Source organism: Nocardiopsis kunsanensis DSM 44524 (assembly GCF_000340965.1).
GTDB classification, from domain to species: Bacteria; Actinomycetota; Actinomycetes; order Streptosporangiales; family Streptosporangiaceae; genus Nocardiopsis; species Nocardiopsis kunsanensis.
The window spans coordinates 1-19,009 of sequence record NZ_ANAY01000026.1 but is presented as its reverse complement, the minus strand read 5'-3'; the positions used below and the strand labels follow the sequence as shown (position 1 = coordinate 19,009).

20 protein-coding genes and 1 pseudogene are annotated in these 19,009 nt (G+C 68.5%); 7 read left to right on the top strand and 14 right to left on the bottom strand.

Going from position 1 to position 19,009, the window contains the following annotated elements; genetic code table 11:
• Positions 1-10 precede the first annotated feature (10 nt).
• From D456_RS0116740 to D456_RS0116725, 4 genes are all read right to left on the bottom strand, one after another.
• Entirely contained in the window at positions 11-1,303 is a 1,293-nt protein-coding gene (locus tag D456_RS0116740; RefSeq protein WP_017577334.1) for a purple acid phosphatase family protein, read from the bottom strand.
• Positions 1,304-1,548: 245 nt separating this feature from the next.
• Positions 1,549-2,190, bottom strand: a complete 642-nt coding sequence (locus D456_RS0116735; protein ID WP_017577333.1) for a DUF1275 family protein — start codon at positions 2,188-2,190, stop codon at positions 1,549-1,551.
• A gap of 171 nt (positions 2,191-2,361) precedes the next feature.
• Positions 2,362-3,288, bottom strand: coding sequence for a ribonuclease Z (locus D456_RS0116730; RefSeq protein ID WP_017577332.1), 927 nt, complete (start codon positions 3,286-3,288; stop codon positions 2,362-2,364).
• Between the two features lie 124 nt (positions 3,289-3,412).
• Entirely contained in the window at positions 3,413-4,054 is a 642-nt protein-coding gene (locus D456_RS0116725) for a class I SAM-dependent methyltransferase (RefSeq protein ID WP_026115951.1), read from the bottom strand.
• Positions 4,055-4,186: 132 nt separating this feature from the next.
• Here D456_RS0116725 and D456_RS0116720 point away from each other — a divergent pair, with 132 nt between their 5' ends.
• Together D456_RS0116720 and D456_RS0116715 are read left to right on the top strand one after the other, a co-directional pair.
• Positions 4,187-4,561, top strand: coding sequence for a DUF2267 domain-containing protein (locus D456_RS0116720; protein ID WP_394297283.1), 375 nt, complete (start codon positions 4,187-4,189; stop codon positions 4,559-4,561).
• A gap of 57 nt (positions 4,562-4,618) precedes the next feature.
• The gene (locus D456_RS0116715) at positions 4,619-5,863 is read left to right on the top strand and encodes an amidohydrolase (RefSeq protein ID WP_040699523.1); all 1,245 of its coding nucleotides are present in this window, start codon (positions 4,619-4,621) and stop codon (positions 5,861-5,863) included.
• Between the two features lie 89 nt (positions 5,864-5,952).
• Here the strand turns inward: D456_RS0116715 and cynS are convergent, their stop codons facing one another.
• Entirely contained in the window at positions 5,953-6,393 is a 441-nt protein-coding gene (gene cynS / locus D456_RS0116710; RefSeq protein WP_026115950.1) for a cyanase, read from the bottom strand.
• A 394-nt stretch (positions 6,394-6,787) separates the two neighbouring features.
• On the opposite strand from cynS, the gene D456_RS0116705 reads away from it, so the two are divergent.
• Complete coding sequence (locus tag D456_RS0116705; RefSeq protein ID WP_051049482.1) at positions 6,788-7,624, top strand: MBL fold metallo-hydrolase; 837 nt, start codon at positions 6,788-6,790, stop codon at positions 7,622-7,624.
• Positions 7,625-7,770: 146 nt separating this feature from the next.
• Positions 7,771-8,574: an SGNH/GDSL hydrolase family protein gene (locus tag D456_RS0116700; protein ID WP_051049485.1), complete on the top strand. Its 804-nt coding sequence runs from the start codon at positions 7,771-7,773 to the stop codon at positions 8,572-8,574.
• Positions 8,575-9,024: 450 nt separating this feature from the next.
• On the opposite strand, the pseudogene D456_RS28140 reads toward D456_RS0116700, so the two are convergent.
• Positions 9,025-9,525, bottom strand: a pseudogene (locus D456_RS28140) (DUF7691 family protein); the annotation flags it as partial.
• Between the two features lie 208 nt (positions 9,526-9,733).
• Between D456_RS28140 and D456_RS0116690 the strand changes: the two are divergent.
• Positions 9,734-10,222 (top strand): pyridoxamine 5'-phosphate oxidase family protein, encoded by a 489-nt coding sequence (locus D456_RS0116690; RefSeq protein WP_017577324.1) that lies wholly within the window; start codon positions 9,734-9,736, stop codon positions 10,220-10,222.
• 6 nt (positions 10,223-10,228) lie between these two features.
• Here D456_RS0116690 and D456_RS0116685 read toward each other — a convergent pair whose 3' ends face one another.
• Entirely contained in the window at positions 10,229-10,852 is a 624-nt protein-coding gene (locus D456_RS0116685) for a recombinase family protein (protein WP_230480111.1), read from the bottom strand.
• A 243-nt stretch (positions 10,853-11,095) separates the two neighbouring features.
• Between D456_RS0116685 and D456_RS0116680 the strand changes: the two genes are divergently transcribed.
• Positions 11,096-11,671, top strand: coding sequence for a hypothetical protein (locus D456_RS0116680; RefSeq protein ID WP_017577322.1), 576 nt, complete (start codon positions 11,096-11,098; stop codon positions 11,669-11,671).
• Here the strand turns inward: D456_RS0116680 and D456_RS24375 are convergent.
• Positions 11,668-12,246 carry a VanZ family protein gene (locus D456_RS24375; protein ID WP_017577321.1) on the bottom strand — a complete coding sequence of 193 codons (579 nt, stop codon included), beginning with the start codon at positions 12,244-12,246 and terminating at the stop codon, positions 11,668-11,670. The two genes, D456_RS0116680 and D456_RS24375, sit on opposite strands and share 4 nt — an antisense overlap.
• 111 nt (positions 12,247-12,357) lie before the next feature.
• Positions 12,358-14,547 (bottom strand): Tn3 family transposase, encoded by a 2,190-nt coding sequence (locus D456_RS24370; RefSeq protein ID WP_160166735.1) that lies wholly within the window; start codon positions 14,545-14,547, stop codon positions 12,358-12,360.
• 38 nt (positions 14,548-14,585) lie between these two features.
• Between D456_RS24370 and D456_RS26905 the strand changes: the two genes are divergently transcribed.
• Entirely contained in the window at positions 14,586-14,798 is a 213-nt protein-coding gene (locus D456_RS26905; RefSeq protein WP_017577319.1) for a hypothetical protein, read from the top strand.
• A 271-nt stretch (positions 14,799-15,069) separates the two neighbouring features.
• Here D456_RS26905 and D456_RS0116655 read toward each other — a convergent pair whose 3' ends face one another.
• The 5 genes from D456_RS0116655 to D456_RS26900 form a co-directional block, all read right to left on the bottom strand.
• Complete coding sequence (locus D456_RS0116655) at positions 15,070-15,777, bottom strand: type 1 glutamine amidotransferase domain-containing protein (protein ID WP_017577318.1); 708 nt, start codon at positions 15,775-15,777, stop codon at positions 15,070-15,072.
• On the bottom strand, positions 15,767-16,828 hold the full coding sequence (locus D456_RS0116650) for a cupin domain-containing protein (RefSeq protein ID WP_017577317.1): 1,062 nt from the start codon (positions 16,826-16,828) through the stop codon (positions 15,767-15,769). The genes D456_RS0116655 and D456_RS0116650 overlap by 11 nt, the downstream gene beginning before the upstream one ends.
• Positions 16,829-16,836: 8 nt before the next feature.
• Positions 16,837-18,297, bottom strand: coding sequence for a pyridoxal phosphate-dependent decarboxylase family protein (locus tag D456_RS0116645; protein WP_017577316.1), 1,461 nt, complete (start codon positions 18,295-18,297; stop codon positions 16,837-16,839).
• On the bottom strand, positions 18,290-18,601 hold the full coding sequence (locus D456_RS0116640) for a hypothetical protein (protein ID WP_017577315.1): 312 nt from the start codon (positions 18,599-18,601) through the stop codon (positions 18,290-18,292). Before D456_RS0116640 ends, D456_RS0116645 begins: the two co-directional genes overlap by 8 nt.
• A partial coding sequence (locus tag D456_RS26900; RefSeq protein ID WP_204366784.1) for a hypothetical protein occupies positions 18,601-19,009 on the bottom strand: 409 nt, incomplete at its 5' end. The genes D456_RS0116640 and D456_RS26900, both read right to left, overlap by 1 nt.

Sequence of the window (19,009 nt, the reverse complement as noted above, 5' to 3'; positions counted from 1 at the left end):
GGGGCGGGGCTCAGTCGGTCTCGACCTGGTCGGTGACCCGTTTGTTGCCGCCTTGGGGGTCCTTGGTGATGGTGAAGGCGTCCACGGTCTGTCCGGAGGCGGTGCGGGCGGTGTAGGACAGGGTGCCTCGGTCCACGTGCACGCTCTGGAAGGTCTGGGTGTTGGCCTGTTGGACGCGTGCTTCGGCGTTGTTGTCGGTCCAGTTCTCGGTGGTGGCCTCGTACATCTTGGGGCCGGTGACGGTCACGGCGTAGACGGGTCCGGTGTGCACGTCCTGGTCGTCGGTGCGGTGCCGGGTGAGGTTGCCGCGGCTGTAGGAGTGGTCGTGGCCCTGGAGGACCAGGTCCACGTCGTGTTCTTCCAGGATGGGCAGCCAGGCGCGGCGCAGGGGGGCTTTGTCGCGGTCGGGCAGGTTGGAGAAGAGCGGGTGGTGGAAGGTGACCACGGTCCAGGGGTGGGGGTTGGTCTCCAGGGTGTGTTCCAGCCATTGGGCCTGTTGGTGCAGCCACTGGTGGGGGGTCAGGGGTGCGGCTTCGCGGTAGTTGGAGTTGAGGGTGATGAAGCGGACCCCTTGGTGGTCGGTGTGGCCGAGTGTGGCGGCCAGGTCGGTGCCGCCGGTGTCGGGGCCGTTGTCGGGTCCGGGGAACTGCAGCGGCCAGTACTGGGACAGGCGTAGGAGGGTGTATTCGTGGTTGCCGGGGGTGGTCAGGTGGTTCATGGTGGCGGTGGAGTCGCCGAAGACCTCGTACCACTGTTCCCACTGGTTCTCGTTGTTGGCGTCGTCGACCAGGTCGCCGGCGTGCACGGCCAGGTCGGCGTCGGGTTCGGCGGCCAGGGCGGCCTCGACGACGGGGCCGGCGCCTTCGGTGATGTGGGTCTGCAGGTCGCCGAAGGACAGGAAGGTGAAGGGTCGGGGTTCTGGGGTGGCGGTGGTGAAGGTGTGCCAGGGGCTGGTGCGTCCGGTGTTGTCGCTGACCCGGTAGCGGTAGGCAGTGTCCGGTTCCAGGTCGGTGGCGGTGGCGGTGTGGAAGGTGCCGTGTGCCTGGCCGGTGCTGGTGGCGGGCACGGTGGTGACCTGCTCGGTGGTGTGGTGGGGGGTGATCTGCAGGTCGGCGGTGGTCGAGGTGGGGGTGCGCCAGGTCACGGTCTGGGAGGTGGCCGGGTCGGCGGTGGGTGAGAGCAGGAGGCGGTCGGGCGGCCCGGCCAGGGCGTAGGGGACGGTCAGGAACAGGGCGGTGGCCACGGCGATGCCGCTCAGGGCGGCGCTGATGCGGCGCAGGGCCGCGGCGGTGGGTGCGTGCATGGGCCGTGGTTGCCTTTCGTGTCCGTGGTCGGGTGTGCCCGGGCCTGCTGGTGTGCTCTGGTCCCTGTGCCGCCGGGGAACCGGTCCGGGTTCGTGTGCTCGTGGATGCCGGCAGGGCGCACACGGCACCTGGCCGGACCGGGAGCGGCCGTAGGGGCCTCTTTGCCGGTGCGGGTGCTTTCTGGAAGGACACTGCCTTCGGCATCCGGGATAACACGCGCGGAGCCGGTTCGTGCGCCCCTTTCTCAGGTCCGGGTGTGTGGGCAGGGCCACCACAGTGCGGCTCCGGCCAGGGCGCATGCGGCCGGCACCAGGGCTGCGGCGGGGGCCCACCACACCAGGACCAGGGTGGTGGTTGTGGCCCCGGCCAGTAGGCAGGCCAGGCGTGTCAGGTCCCACCGGTGGCGGGCCAGGCCCTGGCCGGTGGCGGTGTCGGCCACTGCTGCGGTCAGGGTCCCGGTCAGGTAGGTGGTGGAGGTGCCGTTCTGGCGGGCCCAGGCGCTCTGGGCGCCCATGGCCAGGGCGGCCGTGCCCAGCAGGAGCGGGCTGGTCAGGGTGCCGGGGTTGGCGCGTACCAGGAGCCAGCCTGCGGCGAACAGGGCCACGACGGTGGTTTGCAGGGCCAGTTGCAGGCGCATACGGGCCCGGGTCTGTTCGTGGGAGGGTCCCATGGTGCGGGAGGCCAGGGCCGCTCCGGTGGCGAAGGCGGCCACGGCTCCTGCGGCGGTGGCGGCCAGGGGCCAGTGGGCTGTGCCCGCGCCGTGGCCGGCGTGGACCAGGTTTCCGGTGGTGATGCCGCTGAAGACCCCGCCCAGCGCGGTGACCGAGAGCAGGTCCATGCCTCCGGCGCAGGCGGTCAGTGCTGCCAGGGCGGTGGAGCGCCTCATGGGTGCGGGGTTCTGGTGTGTGCGGCCCGGGGGGTCTTCGGTGGGCCGTGGTGTGGGCTCCGGGCGGGGCCGGTCCGGTGGGTTCGCGCCGCGGCGGTCCTCATCGCTCCCCCTCGCACGTGTGTGTGGGCCGGGATCTACCCGGGCCGGTGCGGGCACATGCCCCCGGGGTCAGTGCCGTGGGGGCAGGTCGATGCGGTCCAGGTCCTGGGCCAGGGTGGTGGGGCCGGGGAAGGCTTGGGCGGCTTGGTCGAGGAAACGTTGGTCCTGGCCGTGTTCGTAGCGTTCGGACAGGTGGGTCAGGACCAGGTGGCGGACCTGGGCGCGGGCGGCGATCGTGGCGGCCTGGCGAGCGGTCAGGTGTTTGTAGGCGCGGGCCAGGTGTTGGTGTTGGTCCAGGTAGGTCGATTCGATCAGGAGCAGGTCGGCTCCTTGGGCCAGTTCCTGGGCCTGGGGGCAGGGTGCGGTGTCCATGACGTGGGCCACGACCTGGCCGCGGCGTCGGCGTGCGACCTGGTGCAGGTGCACGGTGGTGCCGTCGGGGCGGTGCAGGTGGCCTTGGGTTTTGAGGCGGCCGGCGTCGGGGCCGCTGATGTGGTGGCGGGCCAGTTCGTGGGGGTCCAGGTGCCAGGTGGGGGGTTCGGCGATGCGGTAGCCGTAGGTGGGGATCGAGTGGTCCAGGGGCAGGGCGCTGATGTGCAGGTCGTCCTCGCCGGTGGGGCAGCTGCCTTGTCCGCCCACGGGTTGGGCGATGATGCGGTCGGTGTCGAGGAAGGAGGTGGCTCGGCGCAGGTGTTCGAAGTAGGTCTGGCCCTGGGTGGGGTAGGCGATGCGGACGGGGTGGGGGACCTGGTCGCGGGCGATGCGTTGGATGGTGCCGGGCAGGCCCAGGCTGTGGTCGCCGTGGAAGTGGGTGATGAGGATGCGGGTGATGTCGGTGGCCGAGATGCCGGCGGTGCGCATTTGGCGTTGGGTGCCTTCTCCGGGGTCGAGGAGGATGCCGTGGTTGTCGAAGCGTAGGAAGTAGCCGTTGTGGTTGCGGCGGCGGGTGGGCACGGCGCTGGAGGTGCCCAGGACCAGGAGTTGGCGTACCGACATGGGGTGCATCCTGGCACAGGTACGGGCCGGGCGTTGGGTGGGTGTGGCCGGGGTGTTGGAGGGCCCGGGCCCGGCTGGAGGTGCAGGGGGTGTGCGTGCGCGGGAGATGGGGGCGCGGGGTTGGTCAGGTGGGGCGTTGCAGGAGCAGGTGGGTCTGGACCCATCCGCGGCGCGGGTCCTGGGAGGGGTCCAGTTCCAGGCGGGCGGTCTCGGTGAGTCCGGCGGCGCGGGCGGCCCGTAGCAGGTGTGGGGTGCTGTGGCGGTGGGCCGGGGCGACGTCGTGGTCGAAGGGGTGGCTGTCCTGGTCGGGGTTCTGGGTCTGGAAGGAGACCAGTGCGGGTGCGCCCGGGGCCAGGGCCCGGGCCCACTCGGTGAAGGTGGCCTGGACCTGCTCGGGTGGGGTGTGGATGAGGCAGTAGTGGGCCAGGATCGCGCCGAGGCTGTGGGGGGCCAGGGGGAGGCGGGCCATGCTTGCGCGGATGAAGGCCGGGCCGGGGTGGGTGTGGCGGGCGTGGGTGAGCAGGCGGGTGGACAGGTCCAGGCCCAGCACCCTCAGGCCCAGGGTGTGCAGGTGGGCGGCTGCGTGTCCGGGGCCGCACCCCAGGTCGGCGGCCGGGCGGCCTGGAAGGGCCAGTTCGGCCAGGGTGGGGATCAGGGCCCGGTGCAGGGGGTGGCGGGTGTAGTGGTCGGGGGCGAAGTCGGCGTAGCGGTGGGCGAGGTGGTCGTAGGCGGCAGCGGTGGCGCTCTCGTGGGCGGGGGTGTGCATGGTGCTGATCGTAGGGGGCGCGGTGCGGTGTTCGGGGTGGGCGGGAGGTTTGTGGGTGCTGTTGTCCTGGAAGGAGCGTTTGGACGAGGCCGGTTGCATGTGTGAGGGGGGAGTATGCACCAGGGTGAGTTCTTGTCCCAGGTTCGTGAGCGCGGCGAGTACGCCGATCAGGACGAGGCCGAGCGTGTGACGCGTGTGGTGTTGGGGGTTCTGGCGAGCAGGATCCAGCCCAGCAGCATCGAGAACCTGGCGGCTCAGTTGCCCGGGGAGTTGCCGGGTGCGTTGGATCCGGGTGATCAGATCGAGGCGGACAACTTCGGGGTGGAGGAGTTCTGTCGGCGTGTGTCGCAGGGGGTGGGTACAGGTGCGCGTATCGCCGAGTGGGATGCGGCTGCGGTGTTGTCGACCCTGGCCGGCAACATCTCGGGGGGTCTGCTCAACCAGGTGCTGAGCGGGTTGCCTTCGGGGTATGCGTCCTTGTTCGGCCACCCTGAGTTGACTGAGTGAACCCGGGCCCGGTGAGGCTGGGCCGGGCGTGTGCCGGGGTGTTGACGAGGAGGACGGGTGCACGGTGATGCGCGTACGTCGGCTGTGTTCGCCGGCCTGGACCGGGTCCGCAGCTGGCAGGAGGGTTTCTACCGGGATGTGCATGCCCACCCGGAGCTGTCCCATCAGGAGCACCGGACCGCGTCGTTGGTCGCGGCGCGGCTGCGCCAGTGGGGGTATCGCGTCCACGAGGGGGTGGGCGGTACCGGGGTGGTGGGGGTCCTGGCCCGGGGGCAGGGGCCCACGGTGCTGCTGCGGGCCGACATGGACGGGTTGCCCGTGCGTGAGGAGACCGGGTTGTCGTATGCCAGCACGCGGACCGGTGAGGACGGCACACCTGTGATGCATGCGTGCGGGCACGATGTGCACGTGAGTTGTCTGTTGGGGGCGGCGCAGCTGTTGAGCGGGGCCTCCGGGCAGTGGCAGGGCACCGTGGTGGTGCTGTTCCAGCCGGCCGAGGAGGCCTCCGACGGTGCCCAGGCCATGGTCGCCGACGGGTTGGGAGAGCTCGTGGGTCGCCCGGAGGTCGTGTTGGGCCAGCACGTGCTGCCGATGCGGGCGGGCCGGGTGGGTACCAACGCGGGGCCGACGTTGGCTGCGGCCCAGAGTATGCGTGTGGTGGTGCACGGCAGGGGCGCGCACGGGTCGATGCCGCAGTCGGCGGTCGATCCGGTCGTGCTCGCGGCCCTGATCGTGGTGCGGTTGCAGACGGTCGTGGCCCGGGAGATCGCCCCCGACGAGCCGGCGGTGCTCACTGTCGGTAGTGTCCGGGCCGGTACCGGGAGCAACAGCATCCCGGACCGGGCCGAGATCGCGCTGAACATCCGTGCCTTCAGTGAGCAGACCCGCGTTCAGGTGGTGGAGGCGGTCGAACGTGTCGTCCGGGCCGAGTGCTGGGCCTCGAACGCGCCTCGGGAGCCTTCTTTCGAGCTGTTCGGGCGGTTCCCGGTCACCGACAACGATGCTTCGGCCACGCGGCGGGTCGCTGAGGCCTTCACCGGTTTCTTCGGTGAGGGGGCGGGGGCACTGGGCCGGTGGAGTGCCAGTGAGGATTTCAGTCATCTGGCTGAGGCTTTCGGTGCGCCCTACACCTATTGGGGCCTTGGGGGTATCGACCCGCAGTTGTGGGACCGTGCTGAGCGGGAGGGGCGGGTGGAGCAGGAGGTGCCGGTCAACCATTCGGCCGTTTTCGCGCCCGTGGTCCAGCCGACGCTGACCACCGGGACCCAAGCTCTGGTGGTGGCGGCTCTGGCCTGGTTGTGAGCGGACCGGCCCGTGGCGTGCGGTCGGGGCCGTGGTGGCCGGGGGCGGGGCGGGCTGCGGGCCGGTGCGCAGCCCGCCCCACGGGCCGGTCACCACTGGTAGGGCAGGAACTTGCCGTCCAGGGTGATGTGCACGCGGGGTCCTTCCTCGGCGTCGACGCGTTGCACGTTCGCGCGGAAGGTGATGGCGCTCATGATGCCGTCGCCGAAGTCCTCGTGGATGAGTTCCTTCAGGGCGGGCCCGTACACCTGCAGGGCCTCGTAGAGCCGGTACAGGGTCGGGTCCGCCGGGGGGAGCTGCTCGAAGCTGCCGCGGGTGGGGATCTCGCGTAGCACCGCGACGACCTCGTCGGGCAGGTCGAGCAGGGTTTGCAGGTCTTGTGCGGTGTCCTGGTCGAAAGGATGTTGGCCGAGCAGGGCGGCGGTGGTCCACACCCGGTCCGTGCCCAGTTCCTCGGCGATGCCGCTGAAGGTCAGCTGTTTGGTTCGTTTGGCTTCCAGGAGGGCCTCTGTGGCCTCGGAGCGTCGCATCGCTTCCCCCTCTTGGCCGGTGTTGGGCCCGTGCGCGGTGCTGTCGCGCTGCGGGTCTGTGTCCGGTACGGGCTGCCCCGGGCCGGGGGGTGCGACACGGTCCTTTCCCAAGTGTTGCCTCGAACAACGCGGGGGCCGGCCCGGACGTGAAGGCTCCTGTTCGGCGGGCTCTTTGCACGGGGTGGGGTGTCCCCTTTTTTGTGTCTGTGTCGCTGCGGGAAGGTGTGTGAGCTCGCCTCGGCCCGTGGCGGTTTCGGGAACAGGGCCTGGTCCCTTTTGCCGTTCGTGTGCCGCACGCGGTGCGGCTGCGCCGCGTTGACGTGGTGTTTTGTGGCTGATCCGGGCGGGGTAGTGCCCGCAGGAAGAGACCGAGCTCCGCACACGGGGGTGTGAAATGAGCGCACCGTTAGTGCTGCCGGCAGCCGAACCCGGCGATTTCACCGCAGGCAGCGTTTACTTCATCGGCAATGCCACCACGCTCATCCGCTACGGCGGGTTCACGATCCTGACCGATCCCGCGTTCTTGCACGCCGGCGACCACGTGCATCTCGGCCACGGCATGTACGCCCGGCGCGAGGTCGAGCCCGCCTGCGGGGTCGCCGACCTGCCGCCGCTGGATTTCATCGTGCTCTCGCACCACCACGGCGACCATTTCGACGACGTGGCCGCCGAGCAGCTGGACAAGAACGTGCCCATCGTCACGACCGAACACGCGGTGGGGCTGCTGTCCGAGCAGGGTTTCACCCAGGGGTATGCGTTGGACACCTGGCAGTGCCAGACCGTGACCAAGGGCGGGGACGAGGTGCGGGTGAGCGCGATGCCGGCCAAGCACGACCCCGACCCGGTGGCGGGCATGCTGCCGCCGACCATGGGCAGCATGCTGGACTTCAGCCGCAGCGGGGAACGCTCCTTCCGGATCTACATCAGCGGCGACACGCTGTTGCACGACCGGTTGTACGACATTCCCCAGCGCTATCCCGGTATCGACCTGGCGCTGGTGCACGCCGGCGGCACCACCTTGTTGGGCACTGTGGTCACCATGACCGGCGAACAGGCGGTGCGAGCTGTGGAGATCGTGGATCCGCGCACCGCGGTGCCCATCCACTACAACGACTTCTCGGTCTTTCGGTCCGGGCTGGAGGACATCAAGCAGGCTGCGGCTTCTTCGTCCTCCTCGGCGGAGTTCCACTATCTCGACCACGGTGAGACCTACCATTTCCGTCCCCGGTGAGGGGCAAGGCCCGGGCAGCCGGGGCGCGGCCCGTCGGGGTGGACCCGGTTCCTTCCCGGGTGCGTGTGCCTGGCTAGCCTGGTCGGTGACGGGTGTGCCGGCGCCCGTGTGGGGCCTGTACGTGCGGAGAAGGAGTGGGGTCTGTGATGGGTGGGTCGGTGGCCCGGCGGCAGGAGGGGCCGGTCTCTGAGCAGCCCTTCCTTCGGTATGTGGCGCTGGGTGACAGCCAGACCGAGGGTGTGGGTGATGGGGGCGAGTTCACGGGGTTGCGCGGGTTCGCCGACCGGTTCGCCCACCGTCTGGCCGAGCACCACCCGTCGTTGTCCTACGCCAACCTGGCGGTGCGGGGGCGGCGCACGCACCAGATCCGTCAGGAGCAGTTGGCGCCGGCGCTGGCGTTGGAACCGGATGTGGCCACCGTGGTGGCGGGGGTCAACGATCTGCTGCGGCCGGGGTTCGATCCCGAGCAGGTGGCGTCGATGTGGGTGGAGTTGCGCGACCAGGGGGCAAGGGTTTTGACCATGACCTTTCCCGATCTGTCGTTGCCGGCGCCGATGGGTCCTGCGGTCCTGGACCGGGTGCGTGCGCTCAATGCGTGCTTGCGCCGGGCTGCCCGGCGGGAGGGTGTGTTGTGGGCCGAGATGGAGGGCCACCAGGTGGTGGGGGACCAGCGTCTGTGGTGCGCAGACCGCCTGCATGCTTCCGGTGAGGGGCACGAGCGTATGGCCGCGGCCCTGGCGCAGGTGCTGGGTCTTCCCGGAAGTGATGACGCTTGGACCCGTCCTCTGCCCGGACCGGCCCCGGTGGCACCGGCCGGGTGGCAGGCGGTGGCGGCCGAGGCGCGGTGGGCGGCGCATTTTGTGGGCCCGTGGCTGGTGCGGCGTGTGCGCGGGCGTTCGTCGGGGGACGGGCGCAGGGCCAAACGCCCGTTCTTGATGCCGGTGCGTTAGCACCCGTGGTGTGCGGGTGGACACGTCTGCCGGCCGAGGCGAGGATGGGGCCGGCAGTGGTGTCGGCGATGCCGGCGGCCCGCTTCCGGGGTGGTCTGCTTGGCCGGATGATGAGGTCCGAGTAGGAACGGCACGGTGAGTTCCGGCAACTGTCATATCTGTTGAGACCTGTGGCGGGGGCGCGGATGAGTCGGCCGGGAGCGCGGTTCCGGGGTCGCCACCAGCCCGTTTCTCCAGGCCGCTCGCCGAACCCGGCGTACCCGTCTGCGTGTACCGGGCTCTTCGCAGTTCCTCACCGGGCTTGTTCTCGGGCTGTGGCCCAAGGAGCGCACCTCGTTGACGTGGGCCACGGGCGTTCGTGCACGAGAGAAGAAACCAGCAACGCCCCCCAGCCGAAGAGGCGGTCCTGCACCACTCCATGCAGGACTCGACGGCCTCCCGGACGTCGGTGTCGAGGACGGCCTCGCTTTCGTCAGCGGCGGCCTCCCACTGTTCGAGGGCCTTCTGGCATTCCACGACGAGACTCCACTCTCCGTAGGGCGGCGTGAAGTCGTTGGGCCGGGGAATCGGCGAGGGCACGCTCCCGTAGCTGAGGTCCGTGACCCTGACCGCGGTCACACCCAGCTCGGACAGGCCCTCGTCGACCGTCTCCAGCCAACCGGCCTTCATCGGGCAGAAGCGGTCGTTGACCAGGGAGCGACCGTGGAACTCGCAGATCCACTTGTACGCTTAGGAGTACATGAAGCGGTGCTCATCGTCGAAGGGTCCTCCTTCGATGACCGCGCGGATGGCGTCGCGGATGCCGGGCCCACCGGCGCCGACGACGTGGTCGAACTGGGTGTCAAAGGAGGCCAGGTGCTGTTTGAAGCGGCCTCCGTTCATCCGGCGCAGCTTGTCGTTGTCAGAGGCGACGGAGCCGTGCAGAGTGTCGAGATCGACCACATAGGTCATCAAAGCGAAACCCATGCCGGGAGACCATCGGCGGCCTACGACATCGTGAGGCGGTCCGTATCCGGGCGCGGAGGCGGTGGTGGCTTCCTGTTGGTGCCGAAGGCATCCTGACCGGCCCGTTCGCACCTGCGCCCCGCGCAACCGCGGGTTTTCCACAGGCCCGGAGAATCCGCTTTCCCCGCCGCGGAGCCGAACCTAACCTCAAGGGGTGACTGACACCGCCAGCAGTACTCAGCAGGTCCACCCCTTCGACGTCGACGCCTTCCTCACCCGACCCCTGGTCGCCCGGGTGGCCACCACCAACACCGCCGGGGCTCCCACGGTCAGACCGGTCTGGTTCCTGTGGGAGGAGGGAGCCCTGTGGTGGATCACCGGGGAGTACGCGGTGATGGCCAAGCACCTGGAACGCGATGCGCGCACCGCCGTGGTGGTGGACACCTGCGATCTGGAATCCATGGAGTTCCTCCAGGTAATCATGCGGGGAAGGGCCGAGGTGGTGCCCTTCGACCCGGCGCTGGCCAGACGCAAGCTGCGTCGCTACCTGGGTGAGGACGAGACCGCCTGGAACCCGGACTTTCGGTACTTCGCCGATGACGCCCGCCTGGTCCGTTTGGTCCCCGAACGCACCGTGGTCAAGGACCTGTCCAAGATCGGGGGTCGAGGAGGATTACTACAGGATTTGGCGGTAGAGCCGTGACTCGGTCTACCGGCCGGGCTCCTGCGGTTCGGTGCTGTTCTCATCGGCCTTGACCTCGCCGTGCACCACGGCCAGGCTTACCCTGAGGCCGCGGGCGATCTCGCGCAGCGACTGGCCCTCGGCGCGGCGGGCCAGGATCGCCCGTCGTTTGTCGTCGTCGACCACACGGGGGCGCCCGCCCTTGCGTCCGGCCCGGGCAGCCGAGGCCAGGCCGTTGCGGGTCTTGCGGGCGATGTCGCGCCGGCGGTCCTCGGCCAGGGCGAGCGCCAGGTCCAGGATGAGGCTGCGCTCGGTGTGCTCTCCAGCGGCGATGCCGTCCAGGATCTTGACCGCCACTCCCTGCTCGAACAGGTCGTTGAGCACGATCAACCCCTCCAGGAGGTTGCGGCCCAGGCGGTCGGCTTCGCCGACCGTGAGCATGTCGCCGGGGCGCATGTAGTCCAGGGCGGCCCGCAGGGCGGGCCGATCGGCGACCTTGAGCGTGCCGCTGACCTTCTCCTCGAAGACCTTCACGCAGATCGGATCGAGGACCTCGTGCTGGCGGGCGGTCTCCTGCCTGCTCGTGCTGACCCGCACCAGTCCGACCAGCGCCATGGGCTCCTCCAGGTGTTCGCTAAACGTGTTCGACAACCGAGGATAAGCCTACCGGTAAACGAACGGGTTGATGAACACCCCGTGCTGGGAGAACATCCGACCCCCAAGGGCAGGCCCAGGTGTTCGGCAATCGGATGTTTTCCGAACAGGCACGGCTCGACCATGAGGGCAGAGCACCACGGAATAGAGGCTCATCTGGTCGCGCCCGCTGGCGGGTTCGCCGGGCGGGGTTTTCACGCCCACGCGGCAGCTGTGTGTACTGGCATCTGGAGCGGGCCTATGAAGCACCGGTACCAGAAGAGTTCTGCAGGGTTAAGAGCCCTTCATCCCTGCCCACCGCCCTCTGCTTCCCGTCTGGCCGCCTCGATCGGCGCCTTCACGCTGGCCGCAACCCTGGCTCCCTCCCCGGCTGCGGCCGAAGAGGCCCAGAACGCCACTCCGACCGACGTCATCGACACCGCCACCGTCGGAGACTGGACGACCCTGACCTACGAGGACGGATCGGCCTTCTCCTCCACCCCGGCCATAGACGGCAGCTTCAACTGGAACGCTGAGTTCCAGATCGGCATCGAGTCGCGTGAGTACTCCACCCCCACCGACGGCACGCACAGCGTCGAGGTGGACTCGGTCACCAACTGCGACCCGAACTACGACACGGTCACCATCACCCTCTACCGCGACCGCCTGGTCGGCTGGACCAACTTGGGTGAGCAGACGGTGGACTGCTCCGGCGGGACCGCGACCTGGACCGGTGTGGAAGGCGGGACCTTCTACTGGTACATGCGCGCCAACGGGTCCTGGAGCGGCATCGGCGACTACGACCGTGTAGCCAGCGGCACCACCACCTACCCCTAACTCCTGGGCGCAACGGCGCCGGCGGCGGCCCCGGTCCGTTCGCCGGCGCCTTGACCTGTAGGACGCCACCACGGCCACGTGCACGCTGCCCCCACCAGCGCACCGGCGGTGTTGAGCAACACGTCATCGACCGAGACGGCGCGTCCGATCTGCATCAGGTACTGACAGGTCTCGATGGTCACCGACAAACCCATCGCGACCGCGCCCACACGCCACCACGCGGCCAGACGCTGCGCGAACGCCAGGGGGGCTAGGGCGCCCAGGGGAGCGAACAGGGCCATGTTGCCGAGGTTCTGGTAGAGCCAGGTCGTGCTCAAGGCCTGGGAGCCGAACATGTCGGCGAAGGGAACCAGAGAGACTTCGGTGTGCGCGCCTGCGCCGATGGCCAGGGTCACAGCCAAGATCGGCGCGGTTGAGGCCACTGTGGCCACATCGAGCAGACTCTTGCCCACGGCTCGTGCGGGGTTGGCTTTGTTGCGTGCACGGAGCCAGGACAGCAGCCCCACGGCCAGGGCGCACAGCGGTGCTGCCACGAGGACGGCGTCGACCATGGTGGAGATCGCGTGGGTACCCATGGAAGCGATCCAATCAGGAAACTGGGTTCTGTGCTGCTATGCACCCTGCAGGGACACGGTCTCCTTCTCAACCCGGGAAAGGCCGTAGGGAATTGATCCGATCGCGTGGATTCAGCCGTTCTGGCTGGGCTCGCGCAGGGGCCGTAGAGCCCCGGTAGCCGGGTCGGTGGGGAAGGTGTAGGAGCCCAGGAAGTTGATGTGGTCGAACCCGAGCGGTGAGAGCCGGGCGCACATCTGTTCCGTGGCCGGGAACCCCTCGGCCTTGAGCCGGCCCACGGCGGCGTCGATGTAGAGGCTGTTCCACCACACCACGGCGTTGAGCACCAATCCGAGGGCGCCGAGCTGGTCCTCCAGCCCCTGGCGGTAGCGCTGGCGGAGTTCGCCGCGGTTGCCGAAGCAGATCTTGCGGGCCAGCTGGTGGCGGGATTCGGAGACGTTGAGCTGGGCGCCGATCATGCGCCGGTAGGGCTCGTCGTGCAGGAACTGGAGCAGGTGCAGGGTCTTGAAGATGCGCCCATAGTGGGCGAAGGCCTCGCCCAGGCCGGTGGGGCGCCCGTCCCGGGAGAGCATGCGCACCAGATCGTAGCCGCGCACCGCCCCGGTGGTCAGTGAGCCGGCCACCCGCAGCAGGTCCTCCCAGTGGGCGCGGATCTTGTCCAGGCGGACGGTGTGGCGCGACATCTGATCCAGGGGCCCGTAGGAGGCGCGGGTGTTGGTGCGCCACAGGCGGGTGTCGCCCACATCGGCGATGCGCGGGGAGAACTGGTAGCCGCAGATCGCGAACAGGCCGAAGACGATGTCGGAGTAGGAGGCAGTGTCGGTGACCACCATCTCCGGACGCTGACCGCCCTCGCGGGCGTGGATGGCGTCCAGGATGTAGAGGGAATCGCGCATCGTGCCGGGCACCACCAGCCCGCCCAGGCCCATGACCTGGTCGTTGACCACGTTCAGCCAGGTGGCGCCGCGTTTGCGCAGCCCGAAGTACTTGGGGTTGGCGCGCGCGTGCAGGTTCTGCGAGGGCACCACGAAGCGCATGCCGTCGGCCGAGGCGATCAGTCCGCCGCCCCAGGAGGCGGTGATGCCGATCTCGGGTTGGGTCTGCAGCAGGCGGGCGTTGGCCGCGGCCAGGGTCTCGGCGCGCACGTAGGCGTGGTCGACCTGTTGCAGCCGGGCCAGGCTCAGGGCCGGTCCGCTGTCCTTGGCGACCGGGACCAGGCCGATGTTGCAGGCCTCGGCCACCAGCAGCGCGCACACGCTGGTGGCAAAGTCCTCCATGCCCGTCTCGGCGCCGGAGTAGTGGGTGAACGCTTCTGTGAAGCCGGTGCGCGCGTCCACCTCCATGAGCAGGTCGGGCAGGTCCAGGCGGGGCATCATCGCGTCCACCAGGGCGCGGAACTCGCCCATTAGCGGGGGTTCGCCGGCCGCTTCCAGGGGCTGCAGGCGCAGGCGCCCGCCGGTGAACTGGATCGCGGTGTTGGAGCCCAAACCGTCGAGTACGCGGGTGTAGCCGGCCTCCAGAGCCGAGGACAGCTCGGCCAGGTGCCCGGCCGGTTCCTCGGCCAACTCCAGGGCCCTGAGCACCCGCTCACGGGTGTCGTGCCAGTCGGTGCCCGAGAGCAGGCGGGCGCGGGGGTCGCCCCACCGGTCGCCGCTGCGGGCGAACACGTCGCGGCGCTTCAGGGCCCGGTGCAGGTGCTCGATCACGCACATGAGGAAGGCGGCCTTGTCGATGCGGCCCGCCTCCAGGTCGGGGTTGGCGTAGATGGGCCGCTTCCAGGAGCCGCCGGTCAGCTCGGCGTGGGCGGCAATGTCTTCGGCCCGGTAGTGCTTGCGGCTGCGGGCCATGGCCGCAGCGGTGCGCAGCGCCTCCAACACCGGTTGTCCGGCTTCGACGGCGTCGAAGTCGATGACCTCCACCAACAGTTCGATGAAGCCCTGCACGGTGCGGTAGCGCTTGACCAGACGGGCCCGCCAGGCGGCGGCCTCGTCGTCATCGGCGGGCACCTGGTCGGAGACGGTCTTCACCGCCTCCATGAGCTTCTCGCGCGGCACGACCTCTTCGATGGCGTTCCACACCTCGGATAGGGACACCACCCGGGAGGTCGTGGCTTGGGGCGTCTGGATGAGCACATCCACCGCGGCCGCCATCTTCTTGGCCGCGCTCTTCAGATCGGGCAGGGCGGCCAGCTTGTCCTCGTTGCCTTCGCGGCGGGCCCGGCCCAGCAGCTTGGAGACCATCAGCACCTCCAGCACATCCAGGGCGTCATCGACCGAGGCCGTCTCCAGGTGGGGGACGAACAAGATAAGCCGGAAAGGGGCAATGGGGCGAGGATGGGGGCATGGACCACGAGCGCCAGGAGCGCGACGACACACACCCCCGTCCCCGAGGCCGTCAGGGTGGAACCTCTCCCGAGGGCCTTGCCACCGCCATGACCCGTCCCGAGACCGGGGGGCTGCCGCACTGGGGAGGACGGCGCCCGCCCCGCACCATCCCGGTCGATGTGGCCGACGGGCCACTGCCGGGACGGCTGCCGGAGAAGGGCCGGGAGTGAGCGGTCCGGACACGACGAACGAAACCCCGCGCTACCTGGCCTGCTTCTCCCGAAGCTACGGCGAGGGGCAAAGTACGGGGGCGAGGAGGATTACTACAGAGCGGTAGATCCGTGACCTGGACCCGCACCACGATCCGCCCGGGGAAGCCCCCGCCCCCGCGGCCGATGGCTGCGGAGGCATTCTCATGCCCACTCGGACTCCGACTCACACCGGTGCGTCGTCCAGCACGCCCCAACCTCAATCGCGCACCAAGCCGTTAGCGGCTGTCAGTCACATCAGGGCTCCCAGGCGTTTGGCCGCCTCCTCGCTCGACGCCGGATTCTGCCCGGTGATCAGGAAACCGTCCTGGAGGACATGGCAGGACCACGGCGGAGCGGCCGAGTAGTCGAAACCGTGTCTGACGAGTTCGGTCTCAAGGAGGAACGGAACCCATGTGTCGGCGCCGGCAGCCCGTTCCTCCGCGTTGCTGAACCCTGTCACCGAGCGGGGGACCGAAGCGGAACCTGAGGTGTCCAGTGCCAGGAGCGCTGACACGCCATGGCATACCGCTGCGACGGGAGTGGACTCACGCAGACACCGTTCCATGAACGAGCCCACGAGATCGTCAGTGCGCAGCTGCGCGGTGGGTCCGTAGCCCCCGGGAACGAAGACCCCGTCGACGTGACCGCCTTCGAGGAGGTCTCCGAGGGCCACCGGTCTCTCAAGTTCGGGCCGGTGCCGTCCGAGGAAATCGAGTATGTCGGTGAGCTCGACACGGGTCATCAGACACGAATCGGTTTCGACGCTCGCTGGTTGGATGGGTACGGGCTCCCCGTCCGGAGAAACCACCACGACCCGGAACCCGTGGTCGAGGAAGACCCTCCACGGCCGGACCAACTCCTCGGCCCAGACTCCGCAGTCACGCCATCGGCCGTCACGGCCCTCCACGGTGGAGGACGAACTGCAGAGGACGGCGACCGCCCGGGTGTCACGTACCATCCTGCCCTTCTTCCCTGTAAAGGCCCAGCGCCCCGAGCATCGGTGACTCGTCATACTCGAACACGATGCCTTCTTGGTCGCCCGTGTTCCTCATCTGCGCCCACGACCAAGAGGGAACGGCCAAAGTGTCGCCCTGGCGCAGGACGTGGACGGAGTCGTCGATCCTCACCTCGGTGACCCCCTCCGCCGCGATCATGATCCGCGCTCCGGTCTGCCGGGAGGTCTGGGAGACACCGTGGGCTGGGATATGGACGAACCTCGCGCCGATGGTGGGCGTCATCGAGCCGCCGCGGGTGTCCGCGAGTGTGACGGCGGCCGTCCCGTCCCAGCGGGGGCGCGCCGCCTTGAGCGCCTCCTTCGTGCTCCGCCAGGAGTAGTGCAGTTCCTGAGGGCCGACGTGTCCGCCTCCTGGTCTCAGCACGGGCCCGGAACCGCCGAAAGAGGCGGAACGGTGCTCGGTCGGCGGGACGTCCGCCGGACCCGTCTTCGCACCGAGGTGGCTCCTGTTCGGGTGCAGGTCGAAGTAGCTCGCCGCCATGGCCGTAACCAGGGGGTCGTCGGTGCAGTCCTGCCAGATGACGTGGCGGTCGCCGTCGTTGCCGTGTTCGTGCCAGAGCATGGACGGGGTCACGACGACGTCCTTGGGCTCCACGTAGATCTTGTTCCCGTCGACCGCTGTCCAGCCGCCGTCGCTCTGGTGCACGAAGCGCACCGCCGTAGCCGCGTGGCGATGGCTGTGCATGTCCTCGTTCGGAAGGAGGAGCTGGAGTCCCGCGTACAGATGGCCGACCGCGGCCTCCGACTCGGGGTGCCCGGGATTGAGCATCGTGAGCACCCGTAGCGCTCCTGAATCCTCCTTCACCTCCTGGCTCACTTCGACGGCCAGTTCGCGCAGGTCGGAGTAGGACCACTTCTGTGTGCGCGATCTCGGATCGGGCCGCCACGGGAGCACTTCGTTCGCCCGCGACCATCGGCCGACGACCCCCGCTTGGGCCGCGCGTTCAGAGAAGGTGGTCTGCTCGCCCGCCAGGATGTCGTTCTCAGTAGTCATGATGGCTCTCATCCCCTCGACGCCGCGGTGGTGGACGTGGTGATCTGCTGCCACAGGTATTCAAGATCACGCCATTCAGTGTGGATGTTTCCGACTGAAATGCGGATGACGTATCGGCCGTTCACCCTGGCATGTGACACGGCGCTGTGGCCGTTCCGGTTGATCCGGTCGTGGACTGCCTTGCACACGCGGTCGGATTCCTCGTCGGAGCCACCGATGCCGCTCGGTCGTATGCATATCAGCGGCAGCGGCGTCGGCGCCACGACCTCCCATGCCGGGTCCGCCTCCACGCACCGTTCGAGGCGGCGGGTGATCTTGACGGTGTGGTCAAGTCGTGCGGAGATGCCCCGCGTGCCGAAGCAGCGAATGATCCACCAGACCTTGAGCGCACGGAACTGCCTACCCAACTGTGTCGAGTAGTTCATGTAGTCCAGGCGGTCGTCGCCGGTGTCGGTCCGCAGGTACTCCGGGACCAGTGAGAACGTTTTGACGAGTGCCCCCGGATGGCGGCAGTAGAGCGCACTCGCTTCCATGGGACAGAAGAGGACCTTGTGCGGGTTGATGACGACCGAGTCCGCGCCTTCGAGTGAAGGGATCACGGCTGCCAACTCGGAGCTCGCCCGCCAGAGCCCTCCGAACGCGGCGTCGACGTGCAGCCAAGTTCCGAGGCGCGCTGAGACCTCAGCGATTCTGCCGAGGGGATCGATCCCCGCTGTGCTCGTGGTTCCCACGGTCGCCACAACAGCGAGCGGCATCATCCCCTGTGCGCGGTCTGACCGGATCTGCTCCTCCAGCGCCACCGGATCGAGCAGGCCGTCATGGTCGGACACGCGCACGACGTTGGCCAGCCCGATGCCGAGCGTGATCGCCGCCTTGTCGGCCGAACTGTGTGTCTGCTCGGAGCAGTAGACCCGCAACACCGGGCCGGCGGTCGCGCCCAGGGTTCGAAAATCATGCTCACACAGGTGTTCACGGGCCGCTGCCAGTGCGTACAGCGTCGCCTGCGACGCTCCGTCGACGAGCACGGAGTCAGGATCCGGCCAGTCGAGCGCGGCGAGGGAGGCGAGCCACCGTAGAACCTGCCGTTCCACAGCCGCTGCCGCCGGAGCAGCGTCCCAGACCATGACATTGGTGTTCAGCGCCGCCGTGCACGCCTCCGCGAGGATGGCGGGAGCGCTCGAACTGTTGCTGAAGTAGGCATGGTGACGGGGGTGGTTCCACAGGACCGAGCCCTTGAACACGCGATCGATGGTGTCCGTGACGACGTGGTCGAACGGCTCGGGATCCTTCGGGGCCAGCGATCCGAAGTCCTCGAGTACGTCGCGGGCTTCGCGCGGCGGGGGGCGCACGGGCTGGGAGCGGAGATCGACGAACCATCGTTCGAGCTCCTCCAGCAGGAACTCGCCGTGTTCGCGGAACTTCCTCGCCGGCCAGTCGCCGACGTCGACTGGTTCTCCTCGGTTAGACATCGACGGGGAGCTCCTCGGCGAACTCGATCTCCCGGTCCCGGGTGCAACGGGTCCTGATGAAATCGGCGAGAAGGTCCTTCTCGGACTCAAGCATGGCCTCGGCCTCCTCTTTCGAACCCCAGCTGTAGATCATCAGTACGTGGGACGTGTCGTCCTCCAACTGGAAGAAACGTGCATGGCCGTCCCATCCGGGGGCCGCATGTGCGTTGTCCTCGACCAGGTCGTCCATCTCCGGCATGACAGAAAAAGCGTTGCGAGAGGATTCTTCGTTCAGGTGCCAGTGTTCGATCACGGTGACGGGCATCAGTCACTATCCTTTTCGTTGTTGTTGGCGAAGTACTGCTGGAGGATCGAATCACCGCCAGGCACGAACTTCTCGCAGATCTTCCGGTGGTCGCGTCGGTTCTTCGACTGTGCTCGCCACAGCTGTTTCAGTGCCGACCGGCACTCGCCCGTCATGTTCGGGGGCTTTCCGGCTTTCCGCAGTTCTTTGAGGTTGCTTTCGAATACCTGGTGATCCTGGTTGAATATTCCTGAGAACCCAGACGGCATCCAGGGCGGTTCCATGCTGGGCCGAATGATGCCTTCGTAGCTTTCACGCGGAAAGTCTGAGGCGTAGTGCATTGCGGCTGTGGCCGAGTCGAGGAGGGAGGCCAGTACTACAGTCGCGCTTCCGTTTTGCTCTGACCTGATGTTGTCTGGGATGACCTGA

Coding starts and splice junctions, on each gene's coding strand:
- D456_RS0116700 (WP_051049485.1), top strand. CDS start 7,771: ATGGGTGGGTCGGTGGCCCGGCGGCAGGAGGGGCCGGTCTCTGAGCAG.
- D456_RS0116640 (WP_017577315.1), bottom strand. CDS start 18,601: ATGCCCGTCACCGTGATCGAACACTGGCACCTGAACGAAGAATCCTCT.
- D456_RS0116725 (WP_026115951.1), bottom strand. CDS start 4,054: ATGCACACCCCCGCCCACGAGAGCGCCACCGCTGCCGCCTACGACCAC.
- D456_RS0116740 (WP_017577334.1), bottom strand. CDS start 1,303: ATGCACGCACCCACCGCCGCGGCCCTGCGCCGCATCAGCGCCGCCCTG.
- cynS (WP_026115950.1), bottom strand. CDS start 6,393: ATGCGACGCTCCGAGGCCACAGAGGCCCTCCTGGAAGCCAAACGAACC.
- D456_RS0116680 (WP_017577322.1), top strand. CDS start 11,096: ATGAAGCACCGGTACCAGAAGAGTTCTGCAGGGTTAAGAGCCCTTCAT.
- D456_RS0116705 (WP_051049482.1), top strand. CDS start 6,788: ATGAGCGCACCGTTAGTGCTGCCGGCAGCCGAACCCGGCGATTTCACC.
- D456_RS0116645 (WP_017577316.1), bottom strand. CDS start 18,297: ATGTCTAACCGAGGAGAACCAGTCGACGTCGGCGACTGGCCGGCGAGG.
- D456_RS0116655 (WP_017577318.1), bottom strand. CDS start 15,777: ATGGTACGTGACACCCGGGCGGTCGCCGTCCTCTGCAGTTCGTCCTCC.
- D456_RS24375 (WP_017577321.1), bottom strand. CDS start 12,246: ATGGGTACCCACGCGATCTCCACCATGGTCGACGCCGTCCTCGTGGCA.
- D456_RS0116735 (WP_017577333.1), bottom strand. CDS start 2,190: ATGAGGCGCTCCACCGCCCTGGCAGCACTGACCGCCTGCGCCGGAGGC.
- D456_RS0116650 (WP_017577317.1), bottom strand. CDS start 16,828: ATGACTACTGAGAACGACATCCTGGCGGGCGAGCAGACCACCTTCTCT.
- D456_RS26905 (WP_017577319.1), top strand. CDS start 14,586: ATGGACCACGAGCGCCAGGAGCGCGACGACACACACCCCCGTCCCCGA.
- D456_RS0116730 (WP_017577332.1), bottom strand. CDS start 3,288: ATGTCGGTACGCCAACTCCTGGTCCTGGGCACCTCCAGCGCCGTGCCC.